Origin of the sequence: Pseudomonas sp. HMSC08G10 (genome assembly GCF_001808425.1) — a bacterium.
Lineage (GTDB): Bacteria > Pseudomonadota > Gammaproteobacteria > Pseudomonadales > Pseudomonadaceae > Aquipseudomonas > Aquipseudomonas guariconensis.
Window position 1 is genome coordinate 26074 of record NZ_KV793306.1, and the last position, 17738, is coordinate 43811.

Here is a 17738-nt window from a genome sequence, read left to right on the forward strand (position 1 = left end):
AAGTGCAACGCCCCCGATTTTGGGGCCGTCCTGCGGCCCCAGGGCTTTGCGCTCAGGCGCTCAGGCGCTCAGCCGAGCCTGAGCCGCGAGCCGCACAATGGCCCGGTCCAGCTCGTCCAGGGCTTGCGCCGCCTGGGGGCTGTCCTGCTTGAGCAAGGTCTCGCTGCGCTGGCAGGCCGCGCGCAGTTGCGGCACGCCACAGTAGCGTGAGGCGCCGTTGAGGCGATGGACCCGTTCGATCATCGCCGTGCGATCACCCAGCTCGCGGGCGGCGCGGATCGATTCACGGTCGGTCTCAAGAGACGCCAGCAGCATGGCCAGCATGTCCGCGGCCAGGTCCGGCTTGCCGGCGGCCAAGCGCAGGCCTTCCTCGGGGTCGAGCACCTTCAGCTCGTTACTGTCGATGGCCCGTTCGCTGCCGCGCTCCGGCATGGACGGCACCAGGCTCATACCGGTCCATTTCATCACCACTTGGGACAGCTGGCGCTCGCTGATCGGCTTGGTCAGGTAATCGTCCATGCCGCTGTGCAGCAAGGCCCGTTTCTCGTTGGCCATGGCGTGTGCGGTGAGCGCGACGATGGGCAGCGGGCTGCCGCTCTGGCTGGCTTCCCAACGGCGGATCTGCTCGGTGCAGGCGCGTCCGTCCATTCCCGGCATCTGCACATCCATCAGCACCAGGTCGAAAGGCTCGTCCTGCACTGCCTTGACCGCGGCATAGCCGTTGTCCAGCGCCAACACCTCGGCGCCCAGGCCTTCGAGCAGGGTCTGCACCAACAACAGATTGGCTGGGTTGTCGTCCACGCAGAGAATCCTCGGCGCCCGGGTATTGCCGCTGGCGCGCGCGTCGTTGGTCGCTCGGCGCGGTTGCACCAGTTCGAGCAGCAGGCGGCGCAGCTTGCGCGTGCAGGTGGGCTTGGACAGCAACTGGCCATGGGGATTGGGCAGGTAGGGGTGATAGAGCGCCTGCTCGGTAGTCGGGCAAAGCACCACGCACAGGCAGCCCAGGCGTTCCAATTGCTGGTGATAATGGCCCAGTTGCTCCGGCGAGAGCGTGCCCAGGTTGGCCCCCAGCACCGCGAACTCGAAGGGTTGGCCTGCCTGGCTCGCCGCCTGCACGCCTTGCAGCAACTGGTCGAAGGAGGCGAACAGGCTGACGCTCAGGCCGCAATCTTCCAACTGGTGCTCCAGGGCATGGCGCGCCAGTTCGTGGCCATCAACGATGGCGGCGCGGCGCCCGAGCAACGGTTGCAGCGGTTGCTCCTGCGCGTCGTCATGAGCGCGCGGCAGGCTGAGGCTGATCCAGAACTGCGAACCTTCGCCTGGGGTGCTGTCCACGCCTATCTCGCCACCCATCTGCTCGATCAGGCGCTTGGAGATCACCAGGCCCAGGCCGGTACCGCCGGGCTGGCGTGACAACGAGTTATCGGCCTGGCTGAAGGCCTGGAACAAGGTGCGCACATCCTGGGGCGAGAGGCCGATGCCTGTGTCTTGCACGCTGATGCGCAGTTGCACGCTGTCTTCCTGTTCATCCTCGATCATGGCGCGCACGACGATGGTGCCTTCGCGGGTGAACTTGATGGCGTTACTCACCAGATTGGTGAGGATCTGCTTGAGCCGCAGCGGGTCACCGATCAGCGACAGCGGGGTGTCGCGGTAGACCAGGCTAAGCAGCTCCAGCTGCTTGGCGTGAGCCGCGGGGGCGAGGATGGTCAGCGTGTCCTGGATCAGGTCGCGCAGGTTGAACGGAATGCTGTCGAGCACCAGTTTGCCGGCCTCGATCTTGGAGAAGTCGAGGATCTCGTTGATGATCCCCAGCAGGTTGTCGGCGGACTTCTCGATGGTATTGAGGTAGTCGAGCTGGCGCGGGGTCATCTCGCTGCGTTGCAAAAGGTGGGTGAAGCCGAGGATGCCGTTGAGCGGTGTGCGGATCTCGTGGCTCATGTTGGCCAGGAACTCGGACTTGATGCGGCTGGCCTCCAGCGCCTCCTTGCGCGCCATGTCCAGTTCGATGTTCTGGATCTCGATGGTTTCTAGGTTTTGGCGCACGTCTTCGGTGGCCTGGTCGATACTGTGCTGCAGTTCCTCATGGGCATTTTGCAGGGTCTCGGCCATGCGGTTGATGCCCGCCGCCAGTTCATCCAGCTCATGGCTGCCCATCGCCGGCAGGCGCTGTTCCAGGTTGCCTTCCTTGAGTTGGGTGACGGCGTGCTTGATGCGACTGAGCGGATCGTTGATCGTCCGGCTCATGCGCAGGGCGAGCAACACGGTGAGCGACAGGCAGCCGAAGATTAACAACAGGCTGGTGAACAGGTTGCGATAGCCGCGCAGCAAGGTGCCGTCGTGGGACAGTTCGATTTCGACCCAGCCGAGCAGGCGCTCGGCTTCGGCGGGGACCGCCTGGGAGGCCAGGTCACGATGATGGCCGAAGACGGGCATCAAGTAGCGGGTAGCGTCATTGCCGGAGCGTTGCAGTAATTGAGTGCCGGTGCCCCCGGTCGGCGCCTGGTTGAGCATGCTCGGGCCAGCATGGGCCAGGCGCGAGCGGTCGGGGGCCAGGAATGCCACGGCGCGCACATCAGCTTGCTCCAGGGCTTGGGCGGCGATGCGTTCGAGCAGCTCCTGGGCTTGGGCCGGGTTGGCCAGGGAGGGCGCTGCCAACGGCGCGAGCTGCTCGGCGAGCATCTTGCCGCGTTGGAGCAACTGAGTACGCAGCTCGTTTTGCTGTAGCCAGTTGAAATAACTTCCCAGCACCAGGGCCATCAGGCTGGCTGGCAGCAGGGCCAACAGCAGGACCCGGCTTCTGATTCCCAAACGATCGAGCACATTTGTCTCCTGTCATGTGCTTGCCTGCCGTCAGCATAAAGACGGCCCCAGGCGGAACGTTACTCTCCAGGGCCGTCTGATGCACTTCTTTGTAGCTCTTTTTGCGGTTCCCAGCCTTGGCGGCCTGAATCATCAGTTGCGCCTGCGTTGGCCTCAGGTCATCGGCGAGCGCGACCCGGTTGCCTTGGCTGGATGCATGGCCAATAATCATGCAGTTGAGAATTAATGTCAGAAGCCAATGAATCCCGAAGCTATTCACCCGTCTACCATTCTGGCCATCGAGGACGACCCGGTGCTGGGTGCCTACCTGCACGACGAGTTGCAGCGCGACGGCTTCCTGGTGACCTGGTGCCGTAACGGCCTCGAGGGCCTGGAGGCCGCCAGCCGCCAGGCCTTCGATGTGGTGTTGATGGATATCCTGTTGCCCGGCCTCAATGGTCTGGACGCCTTGGCCCGGCTGCGCAAGCACAGCACCACCCCGGTGATTCTGATGTCCGCGCTGGGCGCCGAGTCCGATCGCATCAGCGGTTTCAAGCGCGGCGCCGATGACTACCTGCCCAAGCCCTTCAGCATGGCCGAATTGCGGGTACGCATCGAAGCGATCCTGCGACGGGTGGCGCTGGAGCGCCGGCACCAGGCGCCACGGGAGGTGGTCAGCGGGCAGCTGCGTTTCGACGAAGCGGCTTGCGATGTCTGGCTCGACGGCCGTTCGGCAGGGCTCACACCCAGCGAGTACCGCCTGCTCGAGACGCTGCATCGCAGTCAGGACGAAGTGCTCAGCAAACCCTTCCTTTACCAACAGGTCTTGCAGCGCGGTTATTCCCGCCATGACCGTAGCCTTGACATGCATGTCAGCCAGATACGTCGCAAGCTCAAGGCGCTCGGCTACCACGAACGGCAGATCCGCACTGTCTGGGGCAAGGGCTATACCTTGTGCGCCGGCGAGGCCGAGTGACAGTGCTGGATCGGCATTCGCTGTTCTGGAAGCTGGCCATTCTGCTGGTGGGCTTCTGCCTGTTGATGATTGGCCTGAGCTACACCTGGGGCCGGCACATGGAAACCCGCAACGCCTTCCTCGACGCGCCGGCCCGGGCACAGCTGCTCGGTTATGCTGCCGAAGCCGAGCAGGCCTGGCGCCAAGAAGGCAGGGCAGGCGTGGACCGCTGGCTAGCCGGCATGCACCAGCGCGAGTCCGGCTGGGTGAATGTGCTCGATGCCCAACTGCGCCCTTTGGGCAGCGCCACGCTGTCCACCGATGAAATCCAGCAACTGACACGTCTGCGTGGAGTCGACTGGCCCATGAGCCGGCGCAGCATCACCCAGCCTTGGCTGCGCCTGCCGTTTCCAGAGGCGCCGGAGCAGGGCATGTTGGTGATCGAGTTGCCGCAGCGGCTGAATCCCGGGCGGTACCTGCTGTTCTGGCAGATCCTGACCAACGGCGTGATTCCTGGCCTGTTCACCTTGTTGTTGTGTGTCGGTCTGTACCGGATGCTGATCGTGCCGCTGAATCAGTTGCGCGAGCAGGCCAACGCCTGGCGTGCCGACCAGCTGTCGGCCCGTCTGGATTCGCGTACCGTCGGGCGGCATGACGAGCTGGGCGAGCTGGCCAGGGCGTTCGACCAGATGGCCGAGCGCCTGCAGGAGAGCGTGGCCATGCAACAGCAGATGCTGCGCGACCTTTCCCATGAGATGCGCACGCCCTTGAGCCGCTTGCGCGTGGCCTGCGACGGCGAGACCGATCATCAGTGCCTGCGCGAGCGGGTGGCGCGGGAAATCGACTGCATGCAGCAATTGGTCGAAAACACCCTGCAACTGGCCTGGCAGGATGCCGAGCGGGCACCGATGAACCTCGAGCCGATCCAGCTCCAGGCCCTGTGGGACATGCTCGCCGAGGATGCCTGCTACGAAAGCGGCTGGACGCCTGAACGCTTGCGCTGTGAATTGCCCGCCCAATGCTGGGTGCAAGGCAACCTCAACCACCTGGCCCAGGCACTGGAGAACATGCTGCGCAATGCGATCCGCCATTCGCCCGAACACGGGCTGGTGCGCTTGGGCGGCTACCGCGAAGGTAATTATTGGCGGCTATGGCTGGAAGATCAGGGGGGAGGCGTGGACGAGGCGGATCTGGATCGGATCTTCGCGCCATTCTCCCGCCTCGATGGCTCCCGACCCGGGGATGGCGGCTTCGGCCTGGGGCTGAGCATTGCTCGCAGTGCGATTCAGCGCCAGGGTGGCACGTTGTGGGCCGAAATGGCAAGCAAGGGCTACGCCTGTGCATGCGTTTGCCGGCGCATGTGGCATCGGATCGAGAGGCAGGTCCGCGCTCTCAGGTGTGGGCCGGTACGAGCTTATAGCTTGTAGCTATAGCGACTACAGATTGCGTGATATGGCGAGCAAAGGTTTGCCGGTATGATAGTCGCCCCTGCCGTCCGGATTGCGAACAACGCCATGACCTTGCAGTACCCAACCATCGCCGATTGCGTCGGCAATACGCCTCTGGTTCGCCTGCAGCGTATCGCCGGCGAGACCACCAACACCCTCCTGCTCAAGCTCGAAGGCAACAATCCCGCGGGTTCGGTCAAGGACCGCCCAGCGCTGTCGATGATCACCCGCGCCGAGTTGCGTGGCCAGATCAAACCGGGCGACACGCTCATCGAAGCCACGTCCGGCAACACCGGCATCGCCCTGGCCATGGCGGCGGCGATAAAGGGTTACAAGATGATCCTGATCATGCCGGACAACTCGACCGCCGAGCGCAAGGCGGCGATGACCGCCTACGGTGCCGAACTGATCCTGGTCACCAAGGAAGAGGGCATGGAAGGGGCGCGAGACCTGGCCGAGAAGCTGCAGGCCGAAGGTCGCGGCCTGGTGCTCGACCAGTTCGCCAACGGCGACAACCCGATTGCCCATTATTCCAGCACTGGCCCTGAGATCTGGCAGCAGACGCACGGCACCATCACCCATTTCATCAGCTCCATGGGCACCACCGGGACCATCATGGGCTGCTCCCAATACCTCAAGGAGCAGAACCCGGCAGTGCAGATCGTTGGCCTGCAACCGATGGAAGGCTCGGCCATCCCTGGCATTCGCCGCTGGCCCGAGGAGTACCTGCCGAAGATCTTCGACGCCACCCGGGTCGACCGCGTGGTCGATATGTCCCAAGACGAAGCCGAGCAGACCACCCGTCGTCTTGCTCGTGAAGAGGGGATTTTCTGCGGCGTTTCTTCCGGTGGTGCGGTCGCGGCTATGTTGCGCCTGTCCCGCGAGGTCGAGAACGCGGTCATGGTGGCGATCATCTGCGACCGTGGCGACCGCTATCTGTCCACTGGCCTGTTCGACGCAACCTGATGTCCAGAAAGAAAAGCAACAGCGGCCTGCGCTTCCAGCCGGCTGGCGGCAATCGTGCGCCACAAGTGCCGGTCGGCAAGAAACAACGCCTGCACATCGAGCGCCTGGCCGGTGACGGTCGTGGCATCGCCTTTGTCGAGGGGCGCACTTGGTTCGTCAGTGGCGCTTTGGCTGGAGAGTCCGTCGACGCCCGCGTGCTGGGCGCCCGTGGCAAGGTGGTCGATGCACGCTTGGAGCGGGTGCTGCAGGCTAGCCCCGAACGGCGCGAGGCGCCGTGCCAGTATTATGAGCGTTGCGGTGGCTGCAACCTGCAGCACCTGCCTCACGACGGTCAATTGACACTCAAGCAGCGGCTGCTCGCCGAGCAACTGCAGCGGGTGGCCGGCGTACAACCCGAGCAATGGGCCACGCCACTGGTCGGCCCTGAATTCGGCTATCGGCGCCGGGCCCGGATCGCCGTGCGCTGGGACCTGAAGGCGCGTCACCTGGACGTGGGCTTTCGGGCCGAGGCCAGCCAGGACGTCGTAGCCATCGACGAATGCCTGGTGCTGGTACAGCCCTTGCAGGCGATTTTCCGCCATCTGCCGACGGTGCTGTGCAGCCTGAGCAAACCTCAGGCGTTGGGGCATGTCGAGCTGTTCAGCGGCACCGCGCAAGCGGTTCTGGTGCGGCATGTGGCGCCGTTGCCGGCGGAGGATCTGGCGCGCCTGGAGGCCTTCTGCAAGCAGGCTGGCGCCCAGCTGTGGTTGCAGGGCGACGGCGAACCGGCGCCGGTTGAGGCCGGTCAGACGCTTGGTTTTGCACTCGAGCCCTGGGGGCTGGAGTTGGCTTGGCGGCCGGGGGATTTCGTCCAGGTCAATGCTCAGGTCAATACGTTGATGATCGAGCAGGCGCTGGCGTGGCTGGCCCCTCAACCCGAGGATCGGGTGCTGGATTTGTTCTGCGGCTTGGGCAACTTTGCCCTGCCGCTTGCCCGGCGGGCCCGGGAAGTGGTGGCCGTGGAAGGTGTACAGGCCATGGTCGAACGGGCCGAGGCCAATGCCCGTAGCAACAATGTGCATAATGCACGGTTTTTTCAGGCCGATTTATCGCAGCCTTTGGCGGGCGCCGGATGGGCCGCCGAGGGCTTTTCTGCGGTACTCTTGGATCCACCGCGCGACGGTGCTTTCGAGGTGGTGCAAGGCATCGCACGCCTCAAGGCCAAGCGGCTGGTCTATGTGTCCTGCAACCCGGCCACGCTGGCGCGAGACGCCCAGGTTCTGGTCGGGCAGGGGTACCGGTTAACAAGGGCCGGGATCCTCGACATGTTTCCTCAGACGGCACATGTCGAGGCCATGGCGTTATTCGAAGCGGGCTAGCCAGGCTGGCCCCTTGGTGCGGCGTCCAGGGACTGGGCGGCGTACGGTGATTGCCAGCGCACCCGCGTGGTGCGCTGTATGGAAAGGTAAAAGAAAGATGGTACAGGTGAGAGTGCACCAGCCGGTCAATACCGACGGTAGTATCAATCTCGAAGCATGGCTGGATCATGTGGTGAGCGTCGACTCGGCGCTGGACCGCAAGGCGCTCAAGGAGGCCTGCGATTTCGCCCAGGAGGTCGAGAAGAAGGGCAACCCGGCCAAGCATTCCTGGGCCGACGGTACGTCCAGCTTCCAGGCGGGCCTGGAGATCGCCGAAATTCTTGCCGACCTCAAGCTCGACCAGGATTCCCTGGTGGCTGCGGTGATCTATCGCTCGGTGCGCGAGGGCAAGGTGACCCTGGCCGAGGTCGGCCAGCGCTTTGGCCCGGTGGTGTCCAAGTTGATCGACGGCGTGCTGCGCATGGCCGCCATCAGCGCCAGCCTCAGCCCGCGCCAGTCGCTGGTGCTCGGTTCCCAGGCGCAGGTCGAGAACCTGCGCAAGATGCTGGTGGCCATGGTCGACGACGTGCGCGTTGCCCTGATCAAGCTGGCCGAACGTACCTGCGCCATTCGAGCGGTCAAGGCCGCCGATGACGAGAAGCGCCTGCGTGTGGCGCGCGAAGTGTTCGACATCTATGCTCCGCTCGCCCACCGCCTGGGCATCGGTCACATCAAATGGGAGCTGGAGGACTTGTCCTTCCGCTACCTCGAACCCGATCAGTACAAGCAGATCGCCAAGCTGCTGCATGAGCGCCGGCTCGACCGCGAGCGCTTTATCAGCGACGTGATGAACCAGCTGCAGAACGAACTGCTGGCCACGGGCGTCAAGGCCGACATCAGCGGCCGGGCGAAACACATCTATTCCATCTGGCGCAAGATGCAGCGCAAGGGCCTGGAGTTCAGCCAGATCTACGACGTGCGCGCCGTGCGTGTGCTGGTCCCGGAGATCCGCGACTGCTACACCGCGTTGGGCATCGTCCATACCCTGTGGCGGCACATCCCCAAGGAATTCGACGACTACATCGCCAACCCCAAGGAGAACGGCTACCGCTCCCTGCACACCGCAGTGATCGGCCCGGAGGGCAAGGTGCTGGAAGTGCAGATCCGCACCCATTCCATGCACGAGGAAGCCGAGCTCGGTGTGTGCGCCCACTGGCGCTACAAGGGCACCGACGTCAAGTCCAGCTCCAACCACTACGAAGAGAAGATCTCCTGGCTGCGCCAGGTGCTCGAGTGGCACGAGGAACTGGGCGATATCGGCGGCCTGGCCGAGCAACTGCGGGTCGACATCGAGCCGGACCGGGTCTATGTGTTCACCCCCGATGGCCATGCCATCGACCTGCCCAAGGGCGCCACGCCGCTGGACTTTGCCTACCGCGTGCACACCGAGATCGGCCACAACTGCCGGGGCGCCAAGATCAATGGGCGTATCGTCCCGCTCAACTACAGCCTGCAGACAGGCGAGCAGGTGGAGATCATCACCAGCAAGCACGGCAGCCCGAGCCGTGACTGGCTGAACTCCAACCTCGGTTACGTCACCACGTCCCGGGCGCGGGCCAAGATCGTTCACTGGTTCAAGCTGCAGGCGCGCGACCAGAACGTCGCTGCCGGCAAGACCCTGCTCGAGCGTGAACTCAGCCGCCTGGGTCTGCCCCAAGTGGACTTCGAACGCCTGGCCGAAAAAGCCAACGTCAAGACCGCCGAGGACATGTTCGCTGCCCTGGGCGCAGGTGACCTGCGTCTGGCGCATATGGTCAACGCGGCCCAGCAGTTGCTCGAACCGGAGCGCAGCGAGCAGATCGAACTGATCCCGCGCAAGGCCAGCGGTACCCGTTCCGGCAAACGTGGCGATATTCAGATCCAGGGCGTCGGCAACCTGCTCACCCAGATGGCCGGCTGCTGCCAGCCGCTGCCGGGCGACGCCATCGTCGGCTATATCACCCAGGGTCGCGGGGTGAGCATTCACCGCCAGGACTGCGCCTCGGTGCTGCAATTGGCCGGCAAGGAGCCGGAGCGGATGATCCAGGTCAGCTGGGGGCCGATCCCGGTGCAGACGTATCCGGTCGACATCATCATTCGCGCCTACGACCGTCCGGGGTTGCTGCGCGACGTGTCGCAGGTGCTGCTCAACGAGAAGATCAACGTGCTGGCGGTCAACACCCGCTCGAACAAGGAAGACAATACCGCGCTGATGTCCTTGACCATCGAGATCCCAGGCCTGGACGCCCTCGGGCGTTTGCTGGGCAGAATCTCGCAGCTGCCGAACATCATCGAGACGCGGCGTAACCGTACCCCTTGAGACCGAGGTGCCTTTTGGCGGGTGAACCCGCTCCCACAGGGATTTCACCCCGCTTGTGGAAGCCGGTTCAACCGCGAGAAGCCGCCGCCGAAGGACCTGCCCGATGACCTACACTGTCGATGACCTGCTGCACCTGATGGCCCGTCTGCGCGACCCGCAATACGGCTGTCCGTGGGACCTGAAGCAGGACTACGCGAGCATTGTCCCGCATACCCTTGAAGAGGCCTACGAGGTCGCCGACACCATCGAGCGTGGCGATTTCGAGCACTTGCAGGGTGAGTTGGGCGACCTGTTGTTCCAAGTGGTCTACTACAGCCAGCTGGCGCGGGAGGAGGCGCGTTTCGAGTTCGCAGGCGTGGTCGACGCGATTACCCGCAAGCTGATTCGCCGTCACCCTCATGTGTTTCCTACCGGCGACCTGTATGCCCCGCTGGACACTCCGCGTCTGGACGAGGCGCAGGTCAAGTCGCGCTGGGAAGAGATCAAGGCCCAGGAGCGTGCCGAAAAGAGCAAGCCCGAACAGTTGTCGTTGCTCGACGACGTGCCGGCGGCCCTGCCGGCCTTGTCCCGCGCGGCTAAGCTGCAAAAGCGCGCGGCCACGGTCGGTTTCGACTGGCCGGATGCCCTGCCGGTGCTGGACAAGGTCCGTGAGGAACTGGACGAAGTGCTGCAGGCCATGGCCGATGGCGACGCTGATGCACTGGAAGATGAAATCGGCGATTTGCTGTTCGCCGCGGTCAACCTGGCCCGCCATCTCAAGCAAGACCCGGAAAACGCCCTGCGCCGCGCCAACCGCAAGTTCGAGCGGCGTTTTCGTTTCATCGAACAGGCATTGCGCGACAATGGCCGGCCGATCGAAGATTGTACCCTCGATGAACTGGACGCCCTGTGGGGCGAAGCCAAGCGTCAGGAAAAGAACCTGCCCAGCTGCGGCTGAGCTGTTGCATAAGTGAGTGAATACATGAGCCTTTCCCTTCGCGACCAATTGCTCAAGGCCGGTCTGGTCAACCAGAAACAGGTCAAGCAGGTCAACAAAGCCGAGAAGAAACAAAAGCGCCTGGAGCATAAAGGCCAGGCCGAGGTCGACGACACCCAGCAGCGCCTGGCCAAGGAAGCCATGGCCGAAAAGGCCAAGAAAGACCAGGAGCTGAACCGCCAGCTTCAGGAAAAGGCCGAGCAGAAGGCCCGGGCCGCGCAGATCAAGCAACTGATCGAGGCGACCCGCCTGCCCAAGCTCAATACCGAGGACTACTACAACTTCGTCGACGACAAGAAGGTCAAGCGCATCGCCGTCAACGCCTTGATGCGCAGCAAACTGAGCAACGGCGCCCTGGCCATCGTGTCTTTCGGCGGCGGTTACGAAGTGATCCCGCGTGAAGCGGCGGTGAAGATCCAGGAGCGTGACCCCAATCGCATCCTGCTGCTCAACACCCATGTCGAAGAAGCGGACGAGGACGATCCGTACGCGGCCTACAAGATCCCAGACGATTTGATGTGGTAAAAGACGAAAACCCCGCTCAGGCGGGGTTTTTCGTGGGCAGTGCGGTCATTGTGGGCTGTGCTGGTTCTCCAGGCATTCCAGCTCGCTGCGGTACTGTTGGGCTTCGTGTTCGGAGTGGAACATCCCCACCAGTTCGCCCTGCTGATGTACATCCCAGATCCGCAGGCCGTGGGCCTGGCTTTCGTGGGACATTTTCGATTCGTCGCGTTCGGTTACTTGGACAGTCATCGTTAAACTCCACTTTCGGTTGGCTGCGGCAACATGTCGCAGGCCTTCTTTATAGAGTTAGTTAGCAGGCTAAGTAAATAAAACGACGATGAAACAAAGTTCATGAAGGGCTGTTTGCGGCTAAACCCGCTCCCATAGGTAAACAGTGTTTATAGGAAGCGGGTTTGCCCGCAAGCCGGCGGGACAGGCAACAAAAAGCCCCGCACTAGGCGGGGCTTCGGGGGCTCACAACGGTGATCAGTTGCCTTTCACCGACTTGCCGTCGACCGTGCCATCCTGCAGCACGATCACGTATTCCTTGCCATCGGTCTCGACCTGGCGCAATTGCACCAGCAGGTAGTCCCACTCCTTGGCGAACCACAGCTCGGTGATGCGCTTGCTCTGGCTCGGATCGCGGACGCGCTCGACCTTCACGGCATCGACCTGGCCGGTCTTGGTGGTGACTTTCTCGGTACCGAGCACGCGGAAGTCATAGGTGTCGATCTCGTCACCGTCGACGACCTGGTAGGTCATGCTCTTCTTGCCTGCGGCCACGTCATGCTGCAGGGCCAGCTGATAGGACGATTTGTCCAGCACGCCGCGGTTGAGCGGCAGGTTGATCGCATCGCCACGGTCGGTGCCGGTGACCTTCTTGCTGTTCCAGTCGAAATCCAGATCGACTTTCTTCGCCTTGCCCAGGCCGCCGCGCTCGAAGTGATACTTCTGCGGCAGCAGGGTGTCGTTGTCCAGGCGCAGGGTACTTTGCTCGGTCAGGCTGGCGATCATCATGGACGCCTTGAAGTTCAGGCTCCAGGTACCGTTGGCGTTTTTTTCCAGGCTGCGCTCGGCGGTGCCGCTCATGGGCAGCTGCTTCCAGTCGGCGGTGTAGCTGGCCGAGAAAGGCTTCAGATCAGCTGCCTGGAGGGGCAGGGCGAGCACGGCGAGAGCCAAGAGCAGGGCACGACGCATAAATTCTCCTAGGGTCGAATCAAGTGACCGCTGGCCGCCAGGGGCTGGCCATCCAGTAGTGCACCTTGTTCGCCCAGACGCAAGCGTCCTTCGGCGAACCAGCGCACCGCCAGCGGGTAGATCTGGTGTTCCTGGCGATGAACGCGCTGTGCCAGGCTGTCGGGTGTGTCGCCTGGCTCCACCGGTACCACTGCCTGTACGACCAGAGGGCCGCCATCGAGTTCCTCGGTGACGAAGTGTACGCTGCAACCATGCTCCGCGTCGCCCGCCTCCAGCGCGCGCTGGTGAGTGTGCAGGCCCTTGTATTTGGGCAGCAGCGACGGGTGGATGTTCAGCAGGCGGCCTTGGTAGTGGCGCACGAAGCCGCCGCTGAGGATGCGCATGAAGCCCGCCAGCACCACCAGATCAGGCTTGAAGCCGTCGATCAACGCCATCAGCGCCGCATCGAAGGCTTCACGGCCATCGAAGCCGCCGTGCGCGAGCACGGCGGTCTCGATGCCCGCTGCCTGGGCCCGTTGCAGGCCATAGGCATCGGCGCGATTGGAGATCACGCCACGGATGCGCACCGGGCTGTCTTCGCCACGGCTGTTGTCGATCAGCGCTTGCAGGTTGCTGCCGGAGCCCGACAGCAGTACTACGACATTGCAGGTCTTGCTTGGCATCAGTGCGCCTTGAGGTTCTGCAGTTCGACCTGGGCGGCGCCAGCCGGCGCTTCGGCGATGCGGCCGATGACCCATGGCTGTTCGCCGGCGTCACGCAGCACTTGCAGGGCGCTGTCGACTTTGTCCTGGGCCACGCAAATGACCATGCCCACGCCGCAGTTCAGCACGCGGTGCATCTCGTGCTCGTCGACGTTGCCTTTTTGCTGCAGGAAGTCGAATACCGCCGGGCGCTGCCAGCTGGCCACGTCGATGATGGCCTGGGCGTTGTCGGGCAGGACGCGTGGGATGTTGTCCAGCAGACCACCGCCGGTAATATGGGCCATCGCCTTGACCGCGCCGGTGTCCTTGATCAGCTTGAGCAGCGGCTTGACGTAGATGCGGGTCGGAGCCATCAGCAGATCGGCCAGAGGCTTGCCGTCGAGTTGGGTATTCTCGATGTCGGTGCCGGAGACTTCGAGGATCTTGCGGATCAGCGAGTAGCCGTTGGAATGCGGGCCGGAGGATGGCAGGGCGATCAGGGCGTCGCCGGTGACGACCTTGGAGCCGTCGATGATTTCGGATTTTTCCACCACGCCGACGCAGAAGCCGGCCAGGTCGTAATCCTCGCCTTCATACATGCCAGGCATCTCGGCGGTTTCACCACCGACCAGCGAGCAGCCGGCCAGTTCGCAGCCGGCGCCAATGCCGGTGACCACGGTGGCGGCCACGTCGACGTTGAGCTTGCCAGTGGCGTAGTAATCGAGGAAGAACAGCGGTTCGGCACCGCAGACCACCAGGTCGTTGACGCACATGGCGACCAGGTCCTGGCCGATGCTGTCGTGCTTGTTCAGGTTCAGCGCCAGGCGCAGCTTGGTGCCGACGCCGTCGGTGCCGGAGACCAGAACCGGCTGCTTGTAGCCGGCCGGGATCTCGCAAAGGGCGCCGAAGCCGCCCAGGCCACCCATGACTTCAGGGCGTGCGGTGCGCTTGGCCACGCCCTTGATGCGTTCGACCAGTGCTTCGCCGGCGTCGATGTCTACACCGGCGTCCTTGTAGCTCAGGGAGGGTTGCTTGCTCATTGATCCAGGCCTTTAAGAGGGAGGGATTCGGGAAAACGACCGCGACGGCCAAGGCCGGCTCGAAGGGCGGCGGCTGCCTGTACGTCACTGGTCTGCGAAGGCGCGCGATTTTATCAGGGTTGCCGGGCAGCGGCCATCCTCAGGCCGACGGGCAGGCCGCGAATCTGGCAAAAAACATCCTTTCACAGGCCGCGACTGGTTGCCGCGCCAGTGCCTGTATAAGGTAATAGCAATGGCGGCGGGCCGAATCTGTCCGGCATGGCGGAGCGTTTTGCGCGGTGTCGTGGTCACAGCAGCAGATTCGGGGCTCGGTGCCCCTTGGTTATCTGGACAGGAATCCTCCATGCGTTTTCTCAATTACCTGGCTGCCGCCTGCCTGGTCGCGGGCAGCGTCGTCGCACAGGCCGAGCCGGTTTCCGGGCTCTACCAAGTCCGTGAACCGATCGAAGGGCAGGGCAGCGAAGCCCGCGCCCAGGCCACTGGCAAGGCTTTGGACACACTGGTGCTGCGTTTGACCGGCGATCCCAAGGCCGCGCAAAGTCCAGCCCTGGCAGCCCTGCGCAAGGACCCGCAACAAATCATCAACCAGGTGGGCTCCGAAGCCGGCCCACCTGAAACCCTGTTGGTGGAATTCGACCCCGGCAGCACCGAGCGTGCCCTACGCCAGGCTGGCCTGGCACTGTGGGGCAGCAACCGTCCCTCGATACTCGGCTGGTGGCTGAACGACAGTGCCGAGGGCAGCAACCTGGTCGGCGACGGCCAGTCGACAGCTGCGCCACTGCGCCGCGCCGCCCAGCACCGAGGTTTGCCGCTGCGCCTGCCTTTGGCCGATCTGCAGGAGCAACTGGTCGCCACCGCCAAGCAGCTCGAAGGCAGCGACCCTGCGCCGCTGCGCGAGGCATCCGAGCGCTACGGCGCCGATGCGTTGCTGGCTGTGCATGCCCACGAGGCCGATGGCAAGTGGCAGGGCAAATGGCAGTTGTGGCTGGGCGACCAGCGTGAGCAAGGCACTGCCGAAGGCGCTGATCAGGCCGCCCTGGCCGATGCGGTGATGCTGGCGATCAGCACGCGTCTGGCGCCGCGCTACGTCACCCGCCCGGGCGCCAGCAGTGAGCTGCAATTGCAGGTGCAGGGCATGAACCTGCAGCATTATGCAGAGCTCAGTCGGGTACTCGAACCCTACGCCCCGCGTTTGCGGCAAGTCGACGGCGGTACCCTGACCTACAGCGTCACCGGTAACCGCGAACAGTTGCGTGCTCAGCTGGGGCTGGCCAAGTTGCAGGAGTTGCCCCCTGAGCAGTCCTCTGCTCCGGCACCTGCTCCGGCGGCAGATGGACAACCCGCCGCCGCCCAGCCGGCTGCGCCCAAGCCGTTCGACGGCCTGCGTTTTCGCTGGTAAGGAGTGCCAGGCATGATCGAGGTTCGCCGTTGGGCGTGGCTGGGTGTGGCGCTGCTGGTCGCTGCGCTGCTTTATTTCCTGCACAACATATTGTCGCCGTTTTTGGTAGGCATTCTTTTAGCGTATCTGGCCGACCCGCTGGTCGATCGGCTGGAGCGCATGGGGCTGTCGCGCACCTGGGGCGTGGTAGTGGTGTTCAGCCTGTTCACGCTCATTTTCCTGGCCTTGCTGCTGGTGCTGGTTCCGATGCTGGCCAAGCAGCTGGTGCGCCTGTACGAACTGACACCACAGATGCTCGACTGGTTGCAGCATGTCGCCTTGCCCTGGGTGCAGAGCCGCCTAGGCCTGGCCGACGGGTTCTGGAAGTTCGACAAGATCAAGGCCGCCATCGGTGCGCACATGGGCCAGACCACCGATATCGTCGGCATGCTGTTGTCCCAGGCCACTGCCTCGGGCCTGGCATTGCTCGCCTGGCTGGCCAATCTGGTGTTGATTCCGGTGGTGGGCTTCTACCTGCTGCGCGATTGGGACCTAATGATGGCCAAGCTGCGCAGCCTGCTGCCGCGTCAGCGTGAGCGCCAGGTGATGGGGCTGGCGGGCGAGTGTCATGAAGTGCTGGGGGCGTTCGTGCGAGGCCAGTTGCTTGTAATGCTGGCGCTTGGTTTGATCTATGCAGGAGGTCTGATGCTGGTGGGCCTGGAGCTGGGCCTGTTGATCGGCCTTCTGGCAGGGCTTGCGGCCATCGTGCCTTACATGGGCTTCATCATCGGTATCGGTGCGGCCTTGATCGCCGGTCTATTCCAGTTTGGCGGCGACCTGTACCCGATGTTGGGCATCGTTGCGGTGTTCATGGTCGGCCAGGCTCTCGAGGGGATGGTGCTTACGCCACTGCTGGTGGGCGATCGAATCGGGCTGCACCCGGTAGCGGTGATTTTCGCCATCCTGGCCGGGGGCGAGCTGTTCGGCTTTACCGGTGTGCTGCTCGCGCTGCCAGTGGCGGCGGTGATCATGGTGCTGTTGCGCCATGTGCACGACCTCTACAAGGAGTCGGACATGTATGCGGGGGATATCGATCCGCAGCTTTGAGGCGAGAGGGCTGCTTTGCAGCCCTTTTCCTAGGCAAGGGGTGCGATGGGCTTCAAACGGTAAAATGCTCTCGCAACTCCTTGATTTTCCTTATGCTCTTACCCTCGCGCATTGTGCCGCCCGCGCTGCGGGTATAGACTTTGCACACTGTTCACCAAAGGCCCCCTGTGGTCCTCGCGACCGCCCGCCAGCATGAAACCGATCCAGTTGCCCCTGGGTGTGCGCCTGCGCGATGACGCCACCTTCATCAACTATTATCCGGGCGCCAATGCCGCGGCATTGGGCTACGTCGAGCGGCTATGCGAAGCCGACGCCGGCTGGACCGAGAGCCTCATCTACTTGTGGGGCAAGCAGGGCGTGGGTCGTACCCATCTGCTCCAGGCCGCCACCCACCGCTTCCAGCAGTTGGGCGAACCTGCGGTCTACCTCCCTCTGGCACAACTGCTCGACCGAGGCGTGGAACTGCTCGATTACCTTGAGCAGTACGAGCTGGTGTGCATCGACGATCTGCATGTCATTGCGGGCAAGGCGGATTGGGAAGAGTCCATGTTCCATCTGTTCAACCGCCTGCGCGATAGCGGTCGACGCCTATTGCTCGCGGCCTCCGCCTCGCCGCGCGAGCTGCCGATCAAACTCCCTGACCTCAAATCCCGGCTGACCTTGGCGCTGATCTTCCAGATGCGCGGATTGTCCGACGAGGACAAGCTGCGCGCTTTGCAACTGCGCGCTTCCCGGCGCGGTCTGCACCTTACCGATGAGGTCGGTCATTTCATCCTGACACGCGGTGCGCGCAGCATGAGCGCGCTGTTCGACCTGCTCGAGCGTCTCGACCAGGCGTCGCTTCAGGCCCAGCGCAAGCTGACCATTCCGTTTCTCAAGGAAACCCTGGGCTGGTAACCCCCGAAAAGCGCGGGCCAGAGCCCGAAAACAGAAAAGTCACATTTTTTTCGATAAAATTTGCAAATGGCCATGATAGAGGGCATAGTTTC

Annotated in this window: 14 protein-coding genes and 1 pseudogene; 10 read left to right on the forward strand and 5 right to left on the reverse strand. The window is 63.5% G+C overall.

Annotation, left to right across the window (positions count from 1 at the left end; genetic code table 11):
* Positions 1 to 60: 60 nt before the first annotated feature.
* On the reverse strand, positions 61 to 2823 hold the full coding sequence (locus HMPREF3173_RS10535; protein WP_070572956.1) for a response regulator: 2763 nt from the start codon (positions 2821 to 2823) through the stop codon (positions 61 to 63).
* 238 nt (positions 2824 to 3061) lie between these two features.
* On the opposite strand from HMPREF3173_RS10535, the gene HMPREF3173_RS10540 reads away from it, so the two are divergent.
* From HMPREF3173_RS10540 to HMPREF3173_RS10570, 7 genes and pseudogenes are all read left to right on the forward strand, one after another.
* A complete protein-coding gene (locus HMPREF3173_RS10540; RefSeq protein ID WP_043215192.1) occupies positions 3062 to 3778 on the forward strand; it encodes a response regulator transcription factor in 717 nt (238 codons plus the stop codon).
* A gap of 2 nt (positions 3779 to 3780) precedes the next feature.
* Positions 3781 to 5177: pseudogene (locus tag HMPREF3173_RS10545) on the forward strand (histidine kinase sensor domain-containing protein).
* Positions 5178 to 5271: 94 nt separating this feature from the next.
* On the forward strand, positions 5272 to 6171 hold the full coding sequence (cysM, locus tag HMPREF3173_RS10550; protein ID WP_043215206.1) for a cysteine synthase CysM: 900 nt from the start codon (positions 5272 to 5274) through the stop codon (positions 6169 to 6171).
* On the forward strand, positions 6171 to 7529 hold the full coding sequence (gene rlmD, locus HMPREF3173_RS10555) for a 23S rRNA (uracil(1939)-C(5))-methyltransferase RlmD (protein WP_070572958.1): 1359 nt from the start codon (positions 6171 to 6173) through the stop codon (positions 7527 to 7529). Before cysM ends, rlmD begins: the two co-directional genes overlap by 1 nt.
* Before the next feature lie 97 nt (positions 7530 to 7626).
* Positions 7627 to 9867 (forward strand): GTP diphosphokinase, encoded by a 2241-nt coding sequence (gene relA / locus HMPREF3173_RS10560; RefSeq protein ID WP_043215189.1) that lies wholly within the window; start codon positions 7627 to 7629, stop codon positions 9865 to 9867.
* Positions 9868 to 9970: 103 nt separating this feature from the next.
* Entirely contained in the window at positions 9971 to 10804 is an 834-nt protein-coding gene (gene mazG / locus HMPREF3173_RS10565; protein ID WP_070572961.1) for a nucleoside triphosphate pyrophosphohydrolase, read from the forward strand.
* 24 nt (positions 10805 to 10828) lie between these two features.
* A complete protein-coding gene (locus tag HMPREF3173_RS10570; RefSeq protein WP_043215184.1) occupies positions 10829 to 11368 on the forward strand; it encodes a DUF2058 domain-containing protein in 540 nt (179 codons plus the stop codon).
* A 45-nt stretch (positions 11369 to 11413) separates the two neighbouring features.
* On the opposite strand, the gene HMPREF3173_RS10575 is transcribed toward HMPREF3173_RS10570, so the two are convergent.
* The 4 genes from HMPREF3173_RS10575 to purM form a co-directional block, all read right to left on the reverse strand.
* On the reverse strand, positions 11414 to 11596 hold the full coding sequence (locus HMPREF3173_RS10575) for a hypothetical protein (protein WP_043215180.1): 183 nt from the start codon (positions 11594 to 11596) through the stop codon (positions 11414 to 11416).
* Between the two features lie 237 nt (positions 11597 to 11833).
* Entirely contained in the window at positions 11834 to 12544 is a 711-nt protein-coding gene (locus tag HMPREF3173_RS10580) for a DUF3108 domain-containing protein (protein WP_043215178.1), read from the reverse strand.
* 8 nt (positions 12545 to 12552) lie between these two features.
* A complete protein-coding gene (purN, locus tag HMPREF3173_RS10585) occupies positions 12553 to 13206 on the reverse strand; it encodes a phosphoribosylglycinamide formyltransferase (protein WP_070572963.1) in 654 nt (217 codons plus the stop codon).
* The gene (purM, locus tag HMPREF3173_RS10590) at positions 13206 to 14264 is read right to left on the reverse strand and encodes a phosphoribosylformylglycinamidine cyclo-ligase (RefSeq protein ID WP_070572965.1); all 1059 of its coding nucleotides are present in this window, start codon (positions 14262 to 14264) and stop codon (positions 13206 to 13208) included. The genes purN and purM overlap by 1 nt, the downstream gene beginning before the upstream one ends.
* Before the next feature lie 343 nt (positions 14265 to 14607).
* Between purM and HMPREF3173_RS10595 the strand changes: the two genes are divergently transcribed.
* The 3 genes from HMPREF3173_RS10595 to hda all read left to right on the forward strand — a co-directional run bounded on the left by HMPREF3173_RS10595 (position 14608) and on the right by hda (position 17646).
* Positions 14608 to 15663, forward strand: coding sequence for a DUF2066 domain-containing protein (locus tag HMPREF3173_RS10595; protein ID WP_070572967.1), 1056 nt, complete (start codon positions 14608 to 14610; stop codon positions 15661 to 15663).
* 12 nt (positions 15664 to 15675) lie between these two features.
* Positions 15676 to 16749: an AI-2E family transporter gene (locus HMPREF3173_RS10600; RefSeq protein ID WP_043215674.1), complete on the forward strand. Its 1074-nt coding sequence runs from the start codon at positions 15676 to 15678 to the stop codon at positions 16747 to 16749.
* 192 nt (positions 16750 to 16941) lie between these two features.
* Positions 16942 to 17646 carry a DnaA regulatory inactivator Hda gene (hda, locus tag HMPREF3173_RS10605; RefSeq protein ID WP_070091725.1) on the forward strand — a complete coding sequence of 235 codons (705 nt, stop codon included), beginning with the start codon at positions 16942 to 16944 and terminating at the stop codon, positions 17644 to 17646.
* Positions 17647 to 17738: the final 92 nt, after the last annotated feature.